The sequence below is a fragment of the Gammaproteobacteria bacterium CG11_big_fil_rev_8_21_14_0_20_46_22 genome, assembly GCA_002796245.1.
In the GTDB taxonomy this organism is placed as follows: Bacteria; Pseudomonadota; Gammaproteobacteria; order UBA12402; family UBA12402; genus 1-14-0-20-46-22.
In genome coordinates, this window is record PCWT01000016.1 from 8,723 (window position 1) to 25,960 (window position 17,238).

The following is a 17,238-nucleotide window of genomic DNA, read 5'->3' on the forward strand; positions in this document are numbered from 1 at the left end:
CTCAACAGTAATGCTATTGCGGTAAGGTTGAATGATGGTTATGCAAAAATTCTTTAAAAAATACAGCACGATTTTAATCGGTATTGCGTTACTTATTTGTAATCAGTCCTTATTTGCCGAAAATTCTATTGCTTGTCACAGTTCTTACAAGGGCCAATCACTTTCTCGCCAAACCTTACTTCAAGTGCTTCATCACCAAAATGGAAACATTAATTTATGCGGCACTAACTTACACGCGGCGGATTTGAGTGATTTAGATTTAAGCGGCGTGGATTTACAAGGTGCTGATTTAAGCGAAGCCAAGCTAAAAAATACTAATTTATCGGGCGCAAAACTTTATAAGACTTATTTTCGTTGGGCTGATCTAACGGGTGCTGATTTACAACGTTCAGATTTAAGGTCGGCCAGTTTAGAATCAGCGAAACTTAATCAGGCCAATTTAACGTTGGCGCGGTTAAATCAGGCCAATTTAACACAAGCTGACTTATCGTCTGCCTCTTTGCAACACGCTGACTTAACCTCGGCTAATTTAACAGATGCCACCTTAAAAAATGCCAATTTTCAATGGGCTAACTTAACCGATGCGAATTTAAGCTGGAGTAATTTAACACAGACCATTTTTAGTGAAGCGATACTTAAACGAACTGATTTAGCAAATACGTTAATGGATCAAACTAATTTCTCCGAAGCGGATTTATCAGGCGCGAACTTTCAACCAAAACTAGGCAGTTTGCCGGATTTAATTGCGCTTTCTACTGCTAAGCAGTTTCAAACGATTCAGTTCGATGAAAAACGTGGCTTGCCGCCTTTGCTAGAAATTCGAGCCGCCTACAAAAAGATTGGTCTAATTGGCATGGAAAGACAAATTACGGCAATCGTAAAGACCAAGCAAATGCAACAAGCATGGCATCAAGGTGGCTGGAGCTACGTGGAAAGCGCATTTAATTTTGTGTTTTTCTATTTGACGTGTGATTTTGGTGCAGCGCCTGGTAGAGCGCTAGTCATCTTTTTATTGTTAATGGGGTTATTTACACTGCCTTATTATTTAGCATTACTACTCCCTCGTTTGGGCGGGGGTATTTTTGTGTATTGGCAATCAAATAAAGACTCACGGCATGATGAACACACCGTTGCGAAGAAAGGATTGGAATTTAAAAAGCGGATTAAATTCGCCGATATTTTTGCTTGTAAAGGCTGGGTAAGTCGATATTGGCGTTTATTACGCATCGCATTTTACTTTAGTATCTTGAATGCGTTTAGCCTGGGGTGGCATGAGCTGAATGCACGCAGTTGGATGCGGCGTATTCAGCTACGTGACTATCAACTTAAAGGTTATGGTTGGGTGAAGGTGTTATCCGGCATTCAACCGCTATTGAGTGCTTATTTAATTGTTTTGTGGGCATTGACTTACTTTGGTCATCCCTTTGAATGGTAGTGTACCCTTACGTTCTATCTATTCGCCAACTAACTAACCAACCTTTGCTTAAAAAGGTTGGCAACTGTTTATCTAAGTTGATTCCGCGTGAAGCACAGGATGACTCTAGTTGTTCTAGTGGTAATTGCTGGGTAAGCAAATGAGCTAACGGCCACTCAGCATCATTTAGTTCATCGATCTTCACTTGATGTTGATCTCGCCAAACGAAAAGCTTTACCCCGCCAGCATTTAAATCGATTGCGTTGCCTGTTTCATTGGATTGATTAGGCTGACATAAATTCCAGATTTTTTTAAGGGGATATGGCGATTCGATGAATTGAGCACTACGTGGTAGTTGGAAGACGGCTTGCGCTTGTTGCTCTTCTAATAATTGAGCGAAGCTTTCCGTATCAAATTGCGCTTCAGCATCAGCCTGATAAGCTAAATGATAAGCCCAGCACAATCGGCAGATGTCCGCTAAATAAGGGAGCTGTTGTGCGGGTGGAAACTCACCAACAAAATCAGCAAAGCCTTCACCGTAATCGCCTAAATCTGGCGACTGTGAAGGGGTTTGTTGAATATAGGTGTAGGCGAGACCATTAAAAAAATCTTCGCCGACTAATTTTTCGCAAACCTCATAGGTTTCGCGCAGGCTTTTGGCTAAGCATTCGGTGACGCTGCTTTGATAAATGTTGAATCGCTTATCAGGTGTCAGTGCAGTTTGACTATGAATGTGTTTCGTAAAAACAGTTGCATTATTCTCATAAAACGCAGTTAAAAAATCTTGTTGCAGTTCGGCTAATTTAGACATAGCTTGCCTCAACCGTTTGCATTAATCGATCGGATTGTTTCGCTTCTTCCTGTAAGGTAGTGAATGGCGGAATGTGATCATCACGTTCAATAAGCGTGGGTAAGATTCCTACTTGTTTTAAAGCAGTTTCATACAACTGCCAAACGCCTTGATGAATCGCTTGATCGTGTTTGTCAAACAAGTAATCGCCTTCATCCGAGTAACCGGCCAAGTGGTATTGTTTTACCCGCCTGGCATCGATGTTTTCTAAAAAGGTTTCGGGTGAAAAAGGCTGATTAGCAGCGGTCACGACAATATTATTAATATCAAGTAGAACATAACAATCCGCTTTTTGGGCAATCGCATTGATAAATTCCCATTCGGGCATTTCGTTGTCTTTGTAGGCCAAATACGTGGAGGCATTTTCAATCAAAATACGCTGCCCTAAATACGCTTGTACTTGCTGAATCCGTTCACTGAGATGATCAACGGCTTCCTGTGTAAACGGTAAGGGTAATAAATCATGTAAATACTGTTGATTGACTGACACCCAACTTAAATGATCAGAGACAAATTCAGGTTGAATAATGTCGATGAGTTGTTTCAAGTCCTTTAAATAGGTCTGGTTTAGGGGATCAGTTGAACCTAACGATAATCCCACCCCATGCAAAGTCACAGGATACTGTTCGCGAATGGCTTTTAAATAATTGAGTTGTACTGGATCATGAAAATAATTATCACTCAAGGCCTCAAACCAGGGTACATCCGGTTGGTGTTGTAAAATATGTGAGTAATGACAAGAACGCAGACCTATCCCTGTACCTTGGATAGGTCTGCCGATGAATGATGACATTAGCTATTGTCACCACGGGTGGTGCTACCGCCATTGATTTTGTCGCATAAGCCCTTCGGCACAAACAACCAATCGTTTGAATCACCGCTCTTAGTGGCTTGACCTTGGCAGCTATGACCGGTGCCTTTACCGCCGCAGTCATTCTTGCCCGCTTTGGCAATCCCGTAGCATTTTTCCATGCCCTTGTGAGTAGCCGCTTGCGCTTGAACAGCAGCAAGTGATAAACCAGCCGTCACTAAGGCGGCGCAAGTGAGTTTGGTAACGTTTTTCATAAGAGTCTCCTTGTTGGTTAACGTAACGCACTATTAAAAAAACGAAGTCAGCTAAAAAAACTTAAGTTCGTCTCCTTAATTCTTCCCTGTACACCCAGGGTTATTTTTTAAACCTTTTCATGAATTTGCTTTTCTATTGAATAGCATTATCAAAAGTTGGTCAAGTGACCATTTTCCAGTGCCAAAGCACATCAGCAATAATAAGATCGCACCCCAATTCACATGCTGAATCAAGCCGTCTAAGCCATCCGGTGTCCACAAATGGGGATAAGAAATCGCGGCCACTAAATTAAATAAAAACAGTAAAGCCACCATCAATCGACTGCCTAAGCCTAAAATGACAAAAAGCGGTAAAATGATTTCAGCCGCCGTACCAATGACTGCCGCAATTTCTGCTGGAATCAAAGGCACATGAAACTCATAAGCAAAAAGCATGACTGTGGAATCCCAATGGTCTAGTTTGAGCAATCCTGATTTTAAAAACACATAGCCCACCCAGCAACGTGCTAGCAACGCTGCAAGCGGTGTGATCCAATCGAGTAATTTAAAGAAAGGACGGGTAATTACGGTTACCAATCGAAAGAATGGGTTCGTAGTCATGAGCGGGATATCCTTATCAAATTGACTTCTCTCAATAAACTCGCTAGTCTGATTAGCAGAATAAATATTCTTTTTAAGGATGTCAAGCGCATGGGGCGTGTCATTGAGCGAACCGTATCTAATGAAATACTCGATAAGACCATGCACGTCTTTTGGGAACGTGGATATTTTAATACCTCAGTGGATGACATCATTGCGGCGACAGGCTTTAATAAGGCTGCGATTTATAAGTATTTTGGCGGCAAACACGAATTATTTATCGCCATGCTCAAGCGTTATCGCGAAGTGGTAACACCCCGCCTAACCGCAGCACTCACCGAAACTCACCTCGGCTTACATGCAATTGAGAATTTTTTCAGTCAGTTTTTAAGCTTAAATAAAAGTGACACTCCGTGTGGCTGTTTTTTAATTGCCACGGCCTCAGAGCTACCGTCACATGATCAAGCGGTTAGTCAATTTATTCAGCAATTCACTCAAGCGTTAACAACCCTGTTATTAAGCTGTTTAAGGGAAGCTAAAAAAAGTCATCAGATCAAAGCAGATAATGATATTAAAGCGACCGCTGATTTCTTAGTCGTGAATATTTTTGGTTTGATGACTTTGCATCGATGCGGTGTGACGACACAAACGCTTAAACACCATATTACGACACTCAAACAGTATTTGAATGACTTAAAAAAGCGCCATTAACAGGGAGAATCTCATGACTTATCAACTTAGCTTGCCTTTATTGGATGAAAATACAGATAACCCCCAAGCTAGTCATTTACTTAAAGAAGCCAAGCACCAACTAGGCTTTATTCCTAACCTCTATGCAGTTATGGCTAATCTACCCAGTTTGCTAGAGGTTTATCGTTTGGGCGATCAACAATTTCGTCAAACCTCAGGCTTTTCAGCAATGGAACAAGAAATTATTTATTTAACCATTAGCATCGTGAATGATTGTCACTATTGTGTTGCCGCACACCGCACACTAGCAGCCAAACAAGCCCAAGTACCAGCAGACATTATTGAAGCAATTTGCACCAACCAAACATTGAAAGATAATAAATTACAAGCACTCGTCGAGCTAACACGTCATGTGGTTGAAGCACGCGGTTGGATTGAGGAAACAAAAGCCAGGCCTTTTTTTGAAGCGGGTTATACTGAGCCTCAATTACTCGCGATTATTTTAGCCGTGGGCATCAAAACACTCAGCAACTACACCAACCATGTTGCACAAACACCCATCGATGCCGCCTTTCATCATGCTGCATCGAAGCCAACTTAAACTGCAATAAAGCATGGATGAGGAATCTGCATGAAGCAAAAACAATCGCCGTTTTTACCCACCAAACCCGCGCCACAGACGTGGCGAGAAAAAACTCTCGATTGGTTGGTCTGTTATTTAACCTGCGATGTGGAACCTACGCCGTCAGTACCTTTGTCGAATTTTGATCAGGTGCAACAAAAACTTAAACCAGGGGATGTTTTATTGGTTGAAGGCCGCAGTCGTGTTAGCCGAGTAATCAGTACTATTACTAAAAGTGCTTGGACACATGCGGCACTCTATTTAGGATGTCTACGAGATTGCCCGCTTGAATTCATCACCCTAATCAAACCGTATTATGACGGTGCCGAGGATATACCGCTCGTGATTGAAAGTCGTTTAGAAGCGGGCGTTATCATTTTGCCATTGGCGCAATACCGTAATGAACACGTTCGTATTTGTCGTGCACAAAGCTTGGAACAAGGTGATATACATCAAGTGATTCATTATACACTTTCGCGGGTAGGCTTAGCGTATGATCATCAACACATTTTTGATTTGGCGCGCTTTTTATTTCCTTGGTTTCTATTGCCGAGACGGTGGCGCTCTAGCTTATTTCGTTATCAAGCAGGTGATAGCGCTAAAATCACTTGTTCCTTATTAATTGCCGAAGCCTTTATGTCGATTCGTTATCCGATTTTGCCTGTTGTACGGGAGCGATCTAATCATGAGGGCTATGAATTTATTCGGCGAAACCCGAGACTATTTACTCCGCGTGACTTTGATTATTCGCCTTACTTTTCAGTGATTAAATGTCCCGTGGTCGAGTTTTGTAAAACCACGCCTTATACGACGATTCCGTGGAATGAAGATTGGATTAGTCACGATGGTGAAGGAATTACGCCAATTAAGCAAACAAAAAAAGCAGAGAATACAGACGATATTACCAAGAGGAGCCGGTAGTGATTCATTCATTGAAGCGTTGGATACTCTTGATCGTATTACTCATTTTACTAGGCTTATTTTTTTATTTCCAATTATATCGCTATTTATCCTTTGAAAGCTTAAAAGCCAATCGTGCGTTATTGCTAGCCTGGAGTGAACAACATCTCATTTGGGTGGTGTTAGGTTTTATCGGCGTTTATACCATTTCTGTTGCTTGCTCGGTGCCAGGCGCAACGTTTTTAACGCTGGCGGGTGGTTTTTTATTTGGACCTTGGCTTGGCACCTTATGGGTCGTACTGAGTGCCACATTGGGCGCTTTTATTGTCTTTCTCGCAGTCAAATTAGCCTTGCGCGATTGGGTCGCTAAAAAAGCGGCTAAGTGGCTAAAAACGATGGAACAAGGTTTTCAACATAATGCGTTTTCGTATTTATTATTTTTACGCTTAGTACCGCTCTTTCCCTTTTGGCTTATCAATATCGTACCGGCTTTGTTAGGCGTATCGAAACGCACGTTTGTGATCGCAACGTTGGTTGGCATTATTCCAGGCTCGTTTGTCTACGTATTGGTGGGCAATGGTTTAGGTCATGTCTTTGATGCGAATGAAACCCCGAACTTAGGCATTATTTTTGATCCGAAGGTGTTGATTCCCTTGTTAGCATTGGCGTTGTTATCACTCGTGCCTGTTATTTACAAACTGATTCAACGCAAACGCCAGGTTAAACCAACACCAGCGAACCAAAACAATTCAAGGAGGAAACCATGAGTCAATCGATGCATTGTGATATTGCCATTATTGGCGGCGGCGCAGGCGGTTTAAGCCTTGCTGCAGGCGCATCGCAACTCGGCGCTAAAGTCGTCTTAATTGAATCCGGCAAAATGGGTGGCGATTGCTTGAATTACGGTTGTGTGCCGTCCAAGTCTTTACTCTCAGCCGCCAAAGCTTTTTATCATGTCAAACAATCAGATTATTTTGGCGTGCAAACCGAAAAGTTAAGCCTTGATTTCAACAAGGTCATGCAGCACGTCAAACACGTCATCACGACCATTGAAAAAAATGATTCTGTAGAGCGGTTTGAATCTTTAGGCGTTAACGTGATTCAAGCGCCAGGAAAATTTATTGATGCAAAAACCCTACAAGCAGGCGACACACTCATTAAAGCCAAACGCTTTGTGGTCGCGACGGGGTCTTCACCGTTTGTACCGCCGATTCCAGGGTTAGATCAGGTGCATTATAAAACGAATGAAACGATTTTTGATTTAACTGAACAACCGAAACATTTAATCGTGATTGGTGGTGGCCCGATTGGTTGTGAACTGGCGCAAGCCTTTGCTATGTTAGGTTCTCAGGTCACCATCTTAGAAGGTTTTAAAATTCTACCTAAGGATGATGCCGATTGTGTGGCCATTGTGCGTGAGCAATTGGAAAAAACCGGCATTACGATTCATGAAAACATCAAGGTTCATCAGGTGTCATCCTCTGAAAACAAAGTCATTGCTGTCACGATTGAAAAAGATGGCCAAACAGACACTATTAGCGGCAGTCACCTGCTGATCTCCACAGGTCGACGTGCGAATGTGCAAGGACTGGAATTAGAAAAAGCTAACGTAAAATATTCACCCAAAGGCATTGAGGTCGATGAGCGATTGCGTAGCAGCAACAAAAAAATCTATGCGATTGGGGATGTGGCGGGAAGTTTTCAATTTACCCATATTGCGAATTATCATGCCGGTATTGTGCTACGAAATATTTTATTTCGCTTGCCTGCCAAAGTGGATTATCGCGCGGTGCCTTGGGTGACTTATACGGAACCTGAAATGGCACATGTTGGATTAACGGCTGAAGCTGTAAAAGATCGATCCGATGTTCAGATTACCGAATGGCCTTATCAAGACAATGATCGCGCGCAAGCTGAATATGAGACCATTGGTAAAATTAAAATTATGACTGACAAGAAAGCACGAATCTTAGGTGTCACAATTGTCGGCGCTAAAGCGGGAGAATTAATCTTACCGTGGGTGATCGCGATTCGTGAAAAGAAAACGCTGCGTACCTTTACCGATACCATTGTACCTTACCCCACGCTCAGTGAACTGAGTAAACGTGTCTCGGGTGAATTTTATACGCCGAAACTGTTCTCAAATAAAACTCGTTGGCTGGTGCGGTTGTTATTAAAGTTAGGATAAGTAGATGATTGAACAAGGCATAAGATGTTATTATCAAAAACTATTCGTTGATCCATTAGCGATTCGACTCAAAAACCGCATTCAACCTAACACGATCACCTACTTATCTGGCTTGCTGGGCGTGTTGGTTATTCCAGCCTTATTCTTTAATCAGGTGTTTTTAGCCATTGGTTTATTATTACTCTCCGGTTATTGTGATACCTTGGATGGCACCTTGGCACGTTTTACCCATCATTCGACAGCATGGGGTTCCGTACTCGATATCATGATGGATCGTTTAGTCGAGTTTTCTGCTGTGTTTAGTTTATGGCTAGTTGACCCCAGTCATCGTGCGTTATGGTGTTTTTTAATGCTGGGTAGTATGTTGTTATGTGTCACTAGCTTTTTAGTCGTGGGGATTTTTGTCGCCAACGACTCACAAAAAAGTTTTTATTACAGTCCTGGCATCATGGAACGCGCGGAAGCCTTTATTTTCTTTACCGCGATGATGTGGTGGCCAAGCGCATTTTTACCCTTAGCACTATTGTTTAGCTTTTTAGTGGTATTGACTGCCATCATTCGTTTAGCTCAGTTTTATCAACAAACCCGTTCGACAGAACGCGCATCACACACGACTACTCAAGCAACGGACACATCACAAACCCAGGGAATCAATTAATGGAGATAACCTCACCATGAGATGTATCAAGCCACTTGGCATTTTTTTTGGATTTATGTTGCTAGCAAACTTAGGCTTTGCAGCACCCAGCAAACAGCTATGGCCGCGTTGGCAAGCTAATACACCCCATTCTACCAAAATCATTAATCATGCCAGTTTTCAACACTTTCTCAATCATTATGTATACACAACAAAAACAGGCGTTAATTTCGTGCGCTACGCCAAAGTCACTGCACAAGATAAGACGCAATTAAAAACTTACCTAAAGCAACTGAGCCAAATTCCAATAGCACAATACAATCGCTCCGTTCAATTGGCTTATTGGATAAACTTGTATAACGCACTCACGATTGAAACCGTGTTACAGCATTATCCGGTTAAAAGCATTCGTGACATTAAACTCGGCAGTTGGTTTTCAAGCGCCCCGTGGGATGCCAAGCTCATCACAGTGGAGGGTGTACCCGTATCACTGAATGATATTGAACATCGTATTATTCGCCCGATTTGGAATGATCCACGCACGCATTATGCATTGAACTGCGCTTCTTACAGTTGTCCTAACTTACAAAAGCAGGTCTACACGGGCAAAACCGTTAATACCATGCTTACCCAAGATGCCAAAGAATACATTAATAGCCCTCGTGCCGTTTCGATTAAAAATAACAAGCTGATCGTCTCCAGCATTTATGATTGGTATCAAATAGACTTTGGTGGTAACGAACAGGCGGTGATTCAACACCTGAAAAAATATGCGAGACCGGCATTAAGACAACAACTCAACCATTTTCGTTCGATTTCAGCTTATCATTATGATTGGCGTTTAAATGGGAACTAGCCGCTAAAAGGAAAGGAAAAACGTATGGAAACGTCCTGGTTATTGCATCTCATCGAGTGGTTAGCACTCATTTTCATTTTTGCGATAGGTACAGTCGCATTGATGAGGTATTTTTACTTGACCTTAGACTATGGTCCAAGGTCTATAGTAAGCATTAGGCCGATGAAATAAATTGAATGACCCGATAGGAGGTAGTCGAGTATGAGTAACGATTTAAATCACATTGATCCCGCGTTAGGGCTCATGGGTGAATTTTCTAAAGTGAGTTTAGGCACGGTACAGAAAATTCAACAAATGCGCCAAGACGTCATTTTTAAAGACGGTGTAATACCGGCGAAATTTAAAACTTTAGCCGCTATGCTTTGTGGCATTAATGCGCGTTGTGAGCCGTGTTTAAAGTTTTATGTACTAAAAGCTAAGGAACAAGGTGTTACTGAGCAAGAGCTTGGTGAGTTTCTAGCGGTGGCTTCAACGATGGGCGGTTGTGTCGGTGAGATGTGGGCTTTAAAAGCCTATAAAGCGTTTAAAGAAGAGTCGGCCTCGACCGATGCCAGTTGCTGTGAGCATCAAGGATAGCGATATCGTGGAGCGAATAGTATGAATGACTTAACCATTGGACAAGTGGCTAAACTTGCGAACGTGTCGGCAGACACTATTCGTTTGTATGAGCGTTATGGCTTGCTGGTTGAACCCAAGCGAGCCGCCAATGGTTATCGGCAATACACACAGGATACCGTGCAACGTTTAACGTTTATTCTCCGCGCAAAAACAATGGGATTTACGCTCAATGAAATTCGAGAATTACTGGCGTTACAACCTTTATCCACACAGTCGTGTAAAGAAGCAAAACGTCAGGCGAATGCAAAATTGCAATCAGTGAAAGATAAATTAACGGAGTTAAAACGATTAGAACGGGCATTATCTCAATTGATTCAAGCCTGTGATATCCATTCACCGAAAGCACCTTGTCCAATTTTGATGGCCTTTGCAAAAAACTTTGGAGGTTCACATGAAAAGCCTAAAAAACATGAAAAACAAAGCGCCTAAAAAAACCTTAATTGCCGCAGTAATTGCTGCTATTGTGGCTGCCTTGTGTTGCTTAGGCCCATTGATCGTTGTGTTATTAGGATTAGGCAGTGCTTGGATGAGTGTTTTTACCCAGATTGCTTTTTTTAGGCCAGTGGCTATCATGCTAACAGTAGTGTTTTTAGGGATTGCTTATTGGAAACTCTATATCACACCAAAACGGCGCTCTATTGATCAACCCTGTGCCAAACCAGAAACCTTGCGTATTTATCGTTTGGTTTTCTGGGTGGTTGTGGTGATTGCTTTATTACTGTTGGCTTTCCCTTGGTATGTTCACTGGTTTTGGTAGGGCTCAAACCGTTTATCATGAAGTTGAATGAACAATGAGTTCACCTTGATACATTCCCATTTGGAATGAAAATTCATATTGATACTGAGCAGGTTTTTTGGTGTTATTAGCATTTACCTTATTTGTCGTCATGTAGGCATTCCTTGATATTCGCCTTGGGGTTAAGGAGAATATTAGAATATACTACCAAGCACCAATGAAACAAAGGGATGCACATGTTTTTGAGAAAAGGGATTAGCTTATTGGTGTTCACTTTGCCGCTGAGCGTATGGGCAGCTCCTTCACTGAATTTACACCAAGCAGAACGGCTCGCTTTACACCTTGCCCCTGAGTTAAAACAATTGCAAGCCAATAGTGATGCTTTAAATCAAGATGCGGTGGCCGACGATCAATGGGATGATCCAAAATTGATGGTGGGTGCTGCCAATGTCCCCGCAGACACCTTTAGCTTTACGCAAGACAACATGACACAGATTCAAGTGGGCTTGATGCAGCAATTACCGAGAGGCCATAGTTTGGCCATCCGCTCCTTACAAGATCGATTGCGCGCTGCCTCGACAGAGAGTCAAAAAGCCTTAATGAAACTCACTATTTTGCGCTCGATTCGAGTGAGCTGGCTCAATGCTTATTATTGGCAGCAAGCGATTACAATCTACACGCAAGAAAAACGCATTTTTCAACACTTGCTGGAAGTGAACACCAAATTACTGGAGAACAATCAGGCGCAGCAAAAGGATGTGGTCAGAGCACAATTTGAATTAAGTCAACTGACCCAGCAAATCATTGATGCCAGGCAGCAACAGGCTGAGGCTAATGCGCAATTAGCACGTTGGCTGCCATTTCAAATCGATCGATTGCGATTTCAGTTACCGACTTGGCCAGCACCACCTCATTTAAAACAATTAAAAACCGTGATTAAGCAGCAGCCTTTGTTGCGTGTCGATAACCAAAATAGCGAAGTCAATCAAGCAGGCATCAAACTGGCTGAACAGCAATACGTGCCTGGGGTTAATGTGGGTGTGGTTTATGGTGTCCGCCAAGGCGATGATGCGGCGGGCAACAAACGCTCTAACTTCATTGGGGCTCAAGTGACGATGGATTTACCGTTTTTTACAAAGAATAGGCAGAGTCGACGCTTGAAAGCCAGCGAAGAACGCTATACCGCTGCACAAATGCAAACAATGTCGGATTATCGTCAATTGCGAAGCCAATTGCTCGATAATTATGCCGCTTGGCAAGAACTCTCTCTGCAATATCAGGTCTATCAGCAACAATTGATTCCTGAAGCTCAACATTATGCCGAAGCCACTCAAGTGGCCTATCAAAACAAGCAAACCGATTTTCCCACGCTAGCAAGAGCTTATGTAGCTTCTTATAACACCGAATTGGCTGCGCTTAAAACGCACGTTGGCCTGTTACAAGCGCGGGTTAATTTACTCTATTTACAAGGACGCTGAGATGAAAGCCTCAAAAAGCATTTTATGGGTTGTCGTGATTGTGCTGTGTCTAGTCATTGTCTTTGCTTTGGGTTGGTGGTTGTCACGTAGCACGTCAACTCGTGCATCAACAACTGCGTCTTCACAAACAGCCAATAAAAAGCCACTCTATTGGGTGGCTCCCATGAATCCCAGCTATCGCCGTGACAAACCGGGGAAATCGCCGATGGGAATGGATTTAGTGCCCGTCTATGAAGAACCCAGCGAGGCCGGTGTCGTTAAAATTTCTCCAACGGTTGAAAATAACTTAGGCGTTCGCACGGCAGTCGTTGAAAAACGCCATTTCAATCAACAGATTCGCACAGTAGGCTATGTACAACCCGATGAAAATACGTTGCAAACAATGAGTGTTTATACGGAAGGTTGGATTAAGGACTTACAAGTCAAAGCGGCGGGTGAGCCGGTTAAGCAAGGTCAATTGCTCTTTAAACTCTATTCGCCTGTCTTAGTAAGCGCCCAAGAAGAATATTTATTGGCAATCAAATATCATAATCCATTACTCATTCGAGCAGGCAAACAAAAACTCATCACGCTAGGCATGTCAGCAAAAGACATTGATCAATTAGCCTCAGCGCGGCAAGCCCAGCAAAACGTGCCTGTCTATGCGCCACAATCCGGTTATATCACCCAGCTCAATGTTCGAGAAGGTGCACATGTTATGCCAGCTACCCCGTTGATGAGCATTGCAAATTTATCGACTGTGTGGGTCATTGCTGAAGTCTATGAGCAACAAGCGGCTTTATTAAAAACAGGCCAGCGGGTTAGCGCGCGTTTTAATGGCTTGCCTGGAAAAATCATCAAAGGCAAAGTGGATTACATCTATCCAACGCTTAATGCGAAAACGCGTACCGTACGGGTGCGATTAGTTTTTGCTAATCCTAATACTCAACTCAAACCGGCCATGTATGCCAATATCACCATTGATGCGGGTCATTCTCTGTCAGTGGTTGCGATTCCGAAAGAAGCCTTGATCCAGTTGGGTGATACGAATCGTGTGGTATTAGCCTTAGGCGATGGAAAATTTAAACCGGTGACGGTGAAGGTGGGGCAACAAAATCAAGACTGGGTTGCGATTACCGAAGGTTTGACACCCGGCCAAAAAGTCGTGACGTCAGCGCAATTTTTATTGGACTCAGAAAGCAACTTGAAAGCGGGTTTAAAGCGATTGAGTAACGATCAAACTAACAGCCCCTCTTCATCAGGCAATAAAAAAATGAAGCCAACCACGAATCCTAATCACACAGGACATTAACGAATGAAAGGATTTCAATTAATAACGAGGCAGCGTACACGATGTTAAAGGCTATTATTCGCTGGTCGATTCACAATCGGTTTATTGTGATTGCGCTAACGCTTTTTTTAATTGCGTTGGGGGTCTATGCGTTATTTAAAACACCGGTGGATGCGATTCCTGATTTATCCGATGTGCAAGTCATTGTGAAAACGCCTTATCCTGGCCAAGCCCCTCAAGTTGTGGAAGATCAAGTCACCTATCCTTTGTCAACGGCCATGTTGGCCGTGCCAGGGGCTGTGACGGTACGCGGCTATTCCTTTTTTGGCGATTCGTATGTGTATATTTTATTTAAAGATGGCACGGACCCCTATTGGGCACGCTCACGCGTTTTGGAATACTTAAGTCAAATCGGCAGTCAATTACCCCCTAATGCTAAGCCTGAATTAGGGCCAGATGCCACCGGTGTGGGTTGGGTGTATCAATATGCGCTCGTCGATAAAACGGGGCAACGTGATTTATCCCAACTAACCAGCTTACAAAACTGGCTATTAAAATACGATCTGCAAACCGTGCCGGATGTCTCTGAAGTCGCTACCGTGGGCGGCATGGTTAAGCAATATCAAATCACCTTGCACCCCAATCAACTGCGTGCTTACGGCTTAACGCTCGCCCAAGTCAAACAAGCCGTCCAAAAAGCCAACCAAGAAGTCGGTGGTTCGGTGGCTGAAATGGGTGAAGCCGAATATATGATTCGTGCGACTGGTTATATTCAGAAAATTAAATCGATTGAAGATATCCCGCTTGGCTTAAGTAAAGAAGGGACACCGATTTTATTGTCGGATGTGGCCACAGTGAAACTTGGCCCGCAAATGCGCCGTGGTGTGGCAGAGCTTAATGGTCAAGGTGAAACCGTCGGTGGTGTGATTGTGATGCGCCAAGGTGAAAACGCGCTTGATACCATTAAACTCGTGAAAGAAAAATTAGCCCAATTGCAATCGAGTTTACCCCAAGGCGTTGAGATTGTACCCGTGTATGATCGCTCAGGCTTAATTACCCGTGCAATTCACACGCTCAGTTGGACATTACTGATTGAGTTTCTTGTCGTTGCTGCGGTGTGTTTACTCTTTTTATTGCATTTTCGCTCTTCCTTAGTCGTCATCTTGAGTTTGCCGATTGGGGTATTGGTGGCTTTTATTATCATGCGTTGGCAAGGACTCAATGCCAATATTATGTCCTTAGGGGGTATTGCGATTGCCATTGGTGTGATGGTGGATGCCGCCATCATCATGGTTGAAAACATGCACAAGCAGCTTGAAAAAGCACAAGCCAGTGAGCAACCTATTCAGCGATGGAAACTGGTGGAAGCCTCAGCGATTGAAGTCGGACCCACCTTGTTTTTCTCATTATTGATTACGACACTGAGCTTTTTGCCCGTGTTTGCTTTACAAGCACAAGAAGGCCGACTGTTTGCGCCTTTAGCCTTTACTAAAACTTATGCGATGGCGGCCGCCTCCGGATTAGCGATTACCTTAGTGCCGGTGTTAATGGGGTATTTTATTCGTGGTCGCATTGTGCCAGAACAACGCAACCCGATTAATCGGGCTTTATTGTGGTGTTATAAACCTGTTGTTACGCTAATTTTACGTTTTCCTAAGACCTTAATTTTGCTTACAGTGATTTTATTTATTGTGACCTTTTGGCCCGCTTCTCAGATTGGCTCTGAGTTTATGCCCGATTTAAACGAAGGCGATTTGATGTACATGCCAACGATGTTGCCGGGGGTTTCTATTGGCAAGGCGCGTCAAGTCTTGCAACAAACGGACAAACTAATTAAACAAATCCCCGAGGTGAAAAGTGTTTTGGGTAAAGTGGGACGAGCAGAAACCGCCACTGATCCTGCGCCCATGACCATGATTGAAAGTGTGATTCAATTAAAACCGGAGTCGCAATGGCGCAAAGGGATGACGATCGCTAAGCTCAAGCAAGTGTTGGATCGTACCGTTAGGCTACCCGGTGTCACCAATGCCTGGGTGATGCCCATTCGCACTCGAATTGATATGTTAGCAACCGGCATTAAAACGCCTGTTGGGATTAAAATCCTAGGGCCTCACTTAAAAGAAATTCAAACCATTGGTGAGGAGCTTGAAAAACTATTACCGCAAGTGAAAGGCACGACGTCAGTATATGCGGATCGTGCTGTGGGTGGTCGTTATATTCAAGTCGATATTAAGCGACAACAAGCCGCCCGTTATGGGTTGAATATCGCCGATGTGCAAACTATGGTGCAATCAGCCATTGGTGGGATAAATGTCACTGAAACCATTGAAGGCCGCGAACGTTATCCAGTCAACCTTCGCTACCCACAAGCTGAACGCCAAGATGTGGATGCACTTAAAACTCTGCCAATTGTGACGCCTACGGGCGCACATATTGCATTAAGTGATGTGGCGCACGTTTATGTGACACAAGGCCCACCCGCCATTAAAAGCGAGAATGCGCAATTAACCGGTTGGGTATTAGTGGATATTGCCGGGCGTGACTTGGGCAGTTACACGCAAGCCGCACAACAGCTTGTGAAAGAAAAATTAAAACTACCACCCGGTTATCGCTTATTATGGACAGGCCAATATGAATACATGCAACGTGCTAAAAATCGTTTGATGCTATTAGTGCCATTAACCTTAGTCTTAATTTTCTTTTTACTGTATTTGAATTCACGTAGTTTGATTGAAGTCTTGATTATTATGGGTACCTTGCCTTTATCTTTTATCGGTGGTATTTGGTTGTTGTATTGGTTGGATTACAATCTGTCAGTTGCAGTCGGTGTTGGCTTTATCGCGCTGGCTGGTGTCGCTGTTGAAACGGGGATGGTGTTGCTGAACTATTTAAACAACGCCTTAAAGGAAAAAATCCATACAGCGCAGGCTGAAAAACGTGCGCTCACCCCAGACGATATCATTGCCGTGATTAAGCAAGGAGCATTATATCGAGTACGCCCCATTATGATGGCCGTGGCTGCAACCTTTGCGGGTTTATTGCCGGTGATGTTAAGTCGAGGCACGGGTTCTGAAGTGATGCGTCGCATTGCTGCGCCGATGGTGGGCGGTTTAATAACAGCAACCCTTTTAACGTTAGTCATTATTCCTGCGATTTATTATTTGTGGAAACGGCGATTAGTTGGACGTGAACTAAAGAAGTAAAGCTGAGTATGAACTTACAAAAAACAACGTTAATGTTACTGGAGGTTTTACCAACTTCAATGGAGGATTCTCCTGTTGCTAAACATGCAACGATGACTACCAATATGGCTATTGGTATGGCTGCTGGAGAAA

At 43.3% G+C, this 17,238-nt stretch carries 16 protein-coding genes and 1 pseudogene; 13 read left to right on the top strand and 4 right to left on the bottom strand.

Translation table 11 applies throughout. The features are described from left to right. The first annotated feature begins 31 nt into the window (after positions 1 to 31). Positions 32 to 1,435 carry a hypothetical protein gene (locus COV52_01585; GenBank protein ID PIR11806.1) on the top strand — a complete coding sequence of 468 codons (1,404 nt, stop codon included), beginning with the start codon at positions 32 to 34 and terminating at the stop codon, positions 1,433 to 1,435. Positions 1,436 to 1,442: 7 nt separating this feature from the next. Here COV52_01585 and COV52_01590 read toward each other — a convergent pair whose 3' ends face one another. The 4 genes from COV52_01590 to COV52_01605 form a co-directional block, all read right to left on the bottom strand. Then, the gene (locus COV52_01590; GenBank protein PIR11807.1) at positions 1,443 to 2,225 is read right to left on the bottom strand and encodes a hypothetical protein; all 783 of its coding nucleotides are present in this window, start codon (positions 2,223 to 2,225) and stop codon (positions 1,443 to 1,445) included. Next, positions 2,218 to 3,057, bottom strand: coding sequence for a hypothetical protein (locus COV52_01595; protein ID PIR11808.1), 840 nt, complete (start codon positions 3,055 to 3,057; stop codon positions 2,218 to 2,220). The genes COV52_01590 and COV52_01595 overlap by 8 nt, the downstream gene beginning before the upstream one ends. After that, on the bottom strand, positions 3,057 to 3,329 hold the full coding sequence (locus COV52_01600) for a hypothetical protein (GenBank protein ID PIR11809.1): 273 nt from the start codon (positions 3,327 to 3,329) through the stop codon (positions 3,057 to 3,059). The genes COV52_01595 and COV52_01600 overlap by 1 nt, the downstream gene beginning before the upstream one ends. Positions 3,330 to 3,446: 117 nt before the next feature. Continuing rightward, positions 3,447 to 3,929, bottom strand: coding sequence for a hypothetical protein (locus COV52_01605; GenBank protein PIR11810.1), 483 nt, complete (start codon positions 3,927 to 3,929; stop codon positions 3,447 to 3,449). A 90-nt stretch (positions 3,930 to 4,019) separates the two neighbouring features. Between COV52_01605 and COV52_01610 the strand changes: the two genes are divergently transcribed. The 12 genes and pseudogenes from COV52_01610 (at position 4,020) to COV52_01665 (ending at position 17,106) form a co-directional block, all read left to right on the top strand. After that, the gene (locus COV52_01610; GenBank protein PIR11811.1) at positions 4,020 to 4,619 is read left to right on the top strand and encodes a TetR family transcriptional regulator; all 600 of its coding nucleotides are present in this window, start codon (positions 4,020 to 4,022) and stop codon (positions 4,617 to 4,619) included. 13 nt (positions 4,620 to 4,632) lie between these two features. Then, positions 4,633 to 5,199 carry an alkylhydroperoxidase gene (locus COV52_01615; protein ID PIR11812.1) on the top strand — a complete coding sequence of 189 codons (567 nt, stop codon included), beginning with the start codon at positions 4,633 to 4,635 and terminating at the stop codon, positions 5,197 to 5,199. A gap of 30 nt (positions 5,200 to 5,229) precedes the next feature. Beyond that, entirely contained in the window at positions 5,230 to 6,141 is a 912-nt protein-coding gene (locus tag COV52_01620; protein PIR11813.1) for a hypothetical protein, read from the top strand. Then, positions 6,141 to 8,308: pseudogene (locus COV52_01625) on the top strand (mercuric reductase). The gene COV52_01620 and the pseudogene COV52_01625 overlap by 1 nt, the downstream one beginning before the upstream one ends. 4 nt (positions 8,309 to 8,312) lie before the next feature. After that, positions 8,313 to 8,966 carry a hypothetical protein gene (locus COV52_01630; protein PIR11814.1) on the top strand — a complete coding sequence of 218 codons (654 nt, stop codon included), beginning with the start codon at positions 8,313 to 8,315 and terminating at the stop codon, positions 8,964 to 8,966. 16 nt (positions 8,967 to 8,982) lie between these two features. After that, positions 8,983 to 9,801: a Ser/Thr protein kinase gene (locus COV52_01635; GenBank protein PIR11815.1), complete on the top strand. Its 819-nt coding sequence runs from the start codon at positions 8,983 to 8,985 to the stop codon at positions 9,799 to 9,801. Positions 9,802 to 10,002: 201 nt separating this feature from the next. Then, on the top strand, positions 10,003 to 10,377 hold the full coding sequence (locus tag COV52_01640; protein ID PIR11816.1) for a hypothetical protein: 375 nt from the start codon (positions 10,003 to 10,005) through the stop codon (positions 10,375 to 10,377). A gap of 21 nt (positions 10,378 to 10,398) precedes the next feature. Further along, the gene (locus COV52_01645) at positions 10,399 to 10,848 is read left to right on the top strand and encodes a heavy metal-responsive transcriptional regulator (protein PIR11817.1); all 450 of its coding nucleotides are present in this window, start codon (positions 10,399 to 10,401) and stop codon (positions 10,846 to 10,848) included. Continuing rightward, the gene (locus tag COV52_01650) at positions 10,811 to 11,176 is read left to right on the top strand and encodes a mercury transporter MerT (GenBank protein ID PIR11818.1); all 366 of its coding nucleotides are present in this window, start codon (positions 10,811 to 10,813) and stop codon (positions 11,174 to 11,176) included. The genes COV52_01645 and COV52_01650 overlap by 38 nt, the downstream gene beginning before the upstream one ends. A 209-nt stretch (positions 11,177 to 11,385) precedes the next feature. Further along, positions 11,386 to 12,633, top strand: a complete 1,248-nt coding sequence (locus COV52_01655; GenBank protein PIR11819.1) for a transporter — start codon at positions 11,386 to 11,388, stop codon at positions 12,631 to 12,633. A 1-nt stretch (position 12,634) separates the two neighbouring features. Then, entirely contained in the window at positions 12,635 to 13,924 is a 1,290-nt protein-coding gene (locus COV52_01660; protein ID PIR11820.1) for an efflux transporter periplasmic adaptor subunit, read from the top strand. A 41-nt stretch (positions 13,925 to 13,965) separates the two neighbouring features. Continuing rightward, on the top strand, positions 13,966 to 17,106 hold the full coding sequence (locus tag COV52_01665) for a CusA/CzcA family heavy metal efflux RND transporter (protein ID PIR11821.1): 3,141 nt from the start codon (positions 13,966 to 13,968) through the stop codon (positions 17,104 to 17,106). Positions 17,107 to 17,238 lie beyond the last annotated feature (132 nt).